General features: G+C 67.8%; 4 protein-coding genes. All 4 read left to right on the top strand.

Features of this window, described 5'->3' with window-relative positions; translation table 11 throughout:
• The first annotated feature begins 163 nt into the window (after window positions 1–163).
• Window positions 164–1,117: a sugar phosphate isomerase/epimerase family protein gene (locus ACLN58_RS17940; RefSeq protein ID WP_415856607.1), complete on the top strand. Its 954-nt coding sequence runs from the start codon at window positions 164–166 to the stop codon at window positions 1,115–1,117.
• Window positions 1,118–1,153: 36 nt separating this feature from the next.
• Complete coding sequence (locus ACLN58_RS17935; RefSeq protein ID WP_415856606.1) at window positions 1,154–2,107, top strand: 3-hydroxyacyl-CoA dehydrogenase family protein; 954 nt, start codon at window positions 1,154–1,156, stop codon at window positions 2,105–2,107.
• 25 nt (window positions 2,108–2,132) lie between these two features.
• Complete coding sequence (locus ACLN58_RS17930) at window positions 2,133–2,900, top strand: SDR family NAD(P)-dependent oxidoreductase (protein WP_415856605.1); 768 nt, start codon at window positions 2,133–2,135, stop codon at window positions 2,898–2,900.
• A gap of 457 nt (window positions 2,901–3,357) precedes the next feature.
• A complete protein-coding gene (locus tag ACLN58_RS17925; protein ID WP_415856604.1) occupies window positions 3,358–4,731 on the top strand; it encodes an MFS transporter in 1,374 nt (457 codons plus the stop codon).
• Window positions 4,732–4,761 lie beyond the last annotated feature (30 nt).

Below are 4,761 nucleotides of genomic sequence, written 5' to 3'. Positions count from 1 at the left end.
GGTCGTCAGGGTCGTGGCGCCTGAGCGGCGCGGGGCGAGCTAGCCGGCTGCCTGCAGCAGTCTTGGGCCCGTCGCCGCCCTTGACCCAGCGAGTGATTCCGAGCACTATATATCCTATAGGATCTACGATCATTCCCGATCTGCCGATGCAGACAGTCCACCGATGCAACGGAGCACCATGCCGGAGAACCACCCTCCCTACACCGCCGAAACCTGGCCGATCGCGACGTGCCTCCACGGCTTCGCGGCGCGCGACGCCAACGGCGTGAGCCTGCACGAGGCCTCCCCCGAGGTCTGGGACGACATGTTCGCCCAGATCGAGGACGTGGGCTTCACGCTCGCCGAACTCGCTGACAGCCACGTGCGGCCCGCAGACCTGGAGCCCTCGCGCCGCGACGAGTTCCTCGCGATCGCCGCGTCCCACGGCGTGGGCATCCCGTCCGTGCACCTCCAGCGCCAGAGCGTCATCATGCCGGGCCACGACGAGCGGAACCTCGCCTACGCGCACCGCACCATCGACGCCGCCGCCGAATGGGGCATGCAGGTGTTCTCGACCGGCCTGCACCAGCCGTTCAGCGACGCGCAGCGCAAGGCGCTCTGGTTCTGGACCGCCGAGGGGCCGAAGGATCCGGACGATCCCGAGATGTGGGACCTCGCCGTCCGTCGCATCCGCGAGCTCGGCAAGCACGCCGCGGAGCTCGGGCTGCCCGTCGCGCTCGAGCTGTACGAGGACACGTACCTCGGCACGGCAGACAGCGCCGTGCGCTTCGTCGAGGAGGTGGGCCTCGACAACGTGGGCCTCAACCCGGACGTCGCGAACCTCATCCGTCTGCACCGGCCCGTCGAGGACTGGCGCGAGCTCTTCGCCAAGACGCTCCCGTACGCCAACTACTGGCACGTCAAGAACTACGCGCGCGACGAGTCCGCGGACGGCACCTGGGCGACGTCGACGCCGTCGACCATGGAGGCCGGCCTCATCAACTACCGCCAGGTGTTCCGCGACGCCGTCAAGCTCGGCTTCAACGGCATCATCCTCGCCGAGCATTACGGGGGCGACAGCCTCGGCGTGTGCGCGGCCAATCAGAAGTACATCCGCACCCTGCTGCCCAAGGCCTGACGGCCCTCAAGCAGCCCGGTCCAAAGGAGGACTCCAATGACTCTCCGCAGAATCGCCGTCGTCGGCTCCGGCTACATGGGAGGCGGCATCGCCCAGTCGCTCGCCCTTGCCGGCGCCACCGTCAAGATCGCCGACATCACCGAGGAAATCGCCAAGAAGAACTATGACCGGCTCCTCGCCGAGGCCGCCGACTTCGCCGAGCAGGGCCTCTTCCCGGCCGATGCCGTCGAGCGCATCGAGGCGAACCTGACGGCTGCTGCCTCGATCGAGGAGGCCGTCGCGGACGCCGACTTCATCGAGGAGGCCGTCCCGGAAAAGATCGAGATCAAGCACGCGACGCTCCGCCGCATCAGCGCCGCCGCGCGCCCCGACGCGATCATCGGCTCGAACACGTCGACGATCCTCATCGGCAGCCTCGCCGAAGCGGTGACGGGGCCCGAGCGGTTCCTCGGCGTGCACTTCTCGAACCCCGCGCCGTTCATCCCCGGCGTCGAGCTCATCCCGCACGCCGGGACGGACGGGGCGATCCTGCCCTTCGTCGAGGAACTCGTCGCGGCGACCGGCAAGGAGACCGCTCGGGTCAAGGACGCGACCGGCTTCGTGCTCAACCGGCTCCAGTACGCGCTCTTCCACGAGGCAACCCAGATCGTCGAGGAGGGCATCGCGACCGCGGACGACATCGACACGATCGTCCGCACGACGTTCGGCTTCCGACTCCCCGCGTTCGGCCCGTTCGCGATCGCGGACATGGCCGGGCTGGACGTGTACTCGTTCTGCTACGCGTCGCTCCAGACCCGCTGGCCCGAGCGATTTGCGACGCCCGAGTCGCTCCGTGAGCTCGTCGACGCCGGGAAGTTCGGCACGAAGTCCGGCGCGGGCTACCTCGATGTGCCCGCCGAGCGGATCCCCGAGCTCGTCGCGTACCGGAACAAGGCCTACGTGGCCATCAAGAAACTCATGGACGAGCTCGGCCCCGCGCCCATCAACTAGCCGATCAATCAGGAGAACCACGCACATGACTGCCTTCCCCGAATCCCGCACCGTTGTCCTCACTGGCGCCGCGTCCCCGCGGGGCATCGGCCGCGCGACCGCGCACTACCTCGCCGAGCGCGGTTGGAACATCGGCATCATCGACCTCGAGGCAGAGGCCGCGAAGCGCGTCGCAGAGGAGATCGCGCTCGAGCACGGCGTCGCTGCAGCCGGCGCCGGTGCGGACGTCTCGAACGAGTCCCAGGTCCGCGCCGCGTTCGACGAGCTCGAGGGCACCCTCCCCCAGATCGTCGCGCTCGTGAACCTCGCCGGTGTCTCCTCCCCGGTCCCGTACCTCGAGGTCACCGCCGACGAATGGAACCGGGTCATGGGCATCAACATGAACGGCGTCCACTACGCGACGCGCCGGGCCGCCGAGTCGATGGTCAAGAACGGGGTGGGCCGCGTGGTGAGCCTCTCCTCGGTGTCCGCGCAGCGCGGCGGCGGAACGTACAGCAAGACGGTCTACTCCGCCGCGAAGGCAGGCGTGATCGGCTTCTCCCGCAGCGTCGCGCGCGAGCTCGGCCATCAGGGCGTCACGGTCAACGTCATCTCCCCCGGGCCCATCGACACGGACATCATGGGCGGCACCCTCACCGAGGAGCGCAAGGAGAAGATGGCGGCCGACGGCGTGCTGCCGCGCATTGGGACTCCGCGCGACATCGCCGCGGCCATCGCGTACCTCATCAGCGAGGACGCCGGCTTCGTCACGGGCCAGACCCTGAACGTCGACGGCGGGCTCTACATGCACTGAGCCTGGCACGCGGCCCGGGCAAGCCGCGGGCCGGTTCGGGCAGCATGCCCGGTTCGGGCAGCCTGCCCGGTTCGGGCAGCATGCCCGGTTCGGGCAGCATGCCCGGTTCGGGCAGCATGCCCGGTTCGGGCAGCCTGCCCGGTTCGACAGCATCACGAAAGGAGTACCCGTTGTGAAGTCCCTCTTCGGCACGTGGTCGAAGTCACGGTTCGCGTTCCTCGCGATCGGGATCGTGTTCGTCGTCTTCGGCGTCGTCACCATCGTGCAGGGCCGCTAGGCCCTGCACCCGCGGCCCTCGCACCCAGGGCGTCGCACAGCACCAATCTGGCAGCACCACCGCACAGCACCACCGCACAGCACCAACCTGGCAGTACCTGCAACGCACGCGCACCATCACTCAAGCAACGTTCAACCCACAAGGGTCAACCCCGAAGGTTCATCTCAAAGGAGAGCTGACGTGTCCTCATCCGCCGAGCGGACTCTTGCGCCATCCCTGCAGGACGGCGCGCTCAAGTCCGCCATCTCGAAGGCAGCGCGGCATCTCATGCCGATGCTCGTCATCCTCTATTTCGTCGCGTTCCTCGATAGGACGAACGTCGGCTTTGCCGAGGCCGCCCTCCGCGTGGACCGCGGCGTGAGCGATGGCGCCTTCGCACTCGGAGCCGGCATCTTCTTCATCGGCTACGCGCTGTTCGAAGTGCCGAGCAACCTCCTCCTCAAGCGCTTCGGCGCGCGCTTCTGGCTCGCCCGCATCGCGATCACCTGGGGGATCGTCGCGGCCGCCTTCGCGTTCACGACCAACGACACGATGTTCACGACGCTGCGGTTCCTGCTCGGTGTGACCGAGGCCGGGCTCTTCCCGGGCGTCATCATGTTCCTCGCGGAGTGGTTCCCCAACAAGGTCCGCGTGCAGATGTTCGCGATCTTCTACCTGGCCCAGCCGTTCTCGCAGATGATCGGCGCGCCGCTGAGCGGCGGGCTCATCAGCTTCGGCGACGCGCTCGGCTTCGCCCGCGGTTGGCAGGTCATGTTCTTCGTCGAGGGCCTCCTCGCCGTCGTTGCGGGCATCGCGTCACTGTTCCTGCTCACGAACAGCCCGGCCAAGGCGAAGTTCCTCGACGACGACGAGAAGGCCGCGCTCTCGGGCGCCATGGCCGTCGAGGACCGAGTGCGCACCGAGGACGGCCCGAACGGGATCTGGCGTGCGATGGCGAACTGGAAGGTCTGGTACTTCACAGTCATCTACTTCGCTCTGCAGATCGCCGTCTATGGCACCACGTTCTACCTGCCCCAGCAGGTCGCGGGTCTGCTCGGCAAGAAGGTGGGCTGGGAGGTTGGGCTCGTCTCCGCGATCCCGTGGTTCGTGGGCCTCTTCGCGTGCTACTTCCTGGGCAAGGCCGCGCACACCGTCGCGCGACGCCGGAACTGGGGCTCCCTGCTCTACATCGGCACGGGCGTGTTCATCCTCGCCTCAGGCTGGGCGGGAGCGAACAGCCAGCCGCTCCTCGGCATCCTGTTCATCACCCTGGCTGTCGCGAGCTTCCTCACGGTGGGCCCGATCACGTGGGCCTACCCGACCTCGTTCCTCACGGGGGCTGCCGCCGCGGCCGGCATCGGCCTCATCAACTCGCTCGGCAACCTCGGCGGCTTCGTGGCGCCGCTCATGCGCACGAGCATCAACGAAGCGTTCAAGACGAGCAGTGGCGTGTGGGGCGTTGTCTCCCTCGGTGTCTTCGCTTTCCTTGCGGCGCTCATGATGTACCTGACCAAGCACTTCCGTGCCGCCAAGTCGGACGACTTCCTCGAGGAGGCCGCGACTCCGGGCCACTGATCAGCCCGGTACTGATAAGGCCGGTACTGA

Origin of the sequence: Sinomonas sp. G460-2, assembly GCF_047759905.1 — a bacterium.
Lineage (GTDB): Bacteria > Actinomycetota > Actinomycetes > Actinomycetales > Micrococcaceae > Sinomonas.
This window is presented reverse-complemented; position numbering and strand designations above follow the sequence as displayed.

Excerpts from the sequence above, each read along its gene's own strand:
- ACLN58_RS17940 (WP_415856607.1), top strand. The coding sequence starts at position 164 with ATGCAACGGAGCACCATGCCGGAGAACCACCCTCCCTACACCGCCGAA.
- ACLN58_RS17935 (WP_415856606.1), top strand. The coding sequence starts at position 1,154 with ATGACTCTCCGCAGAATCGCCGTCGTCGGCTCCGGCTACATGGGAGGC.
- ACLN58_RS17930 (WP_415856605.1), top strand. The coding sequence starts at position 2,133 with ATGACTGCCTTCCCCGAATCCCGCACCGTTGTCCTCACTGGCGCCGCG.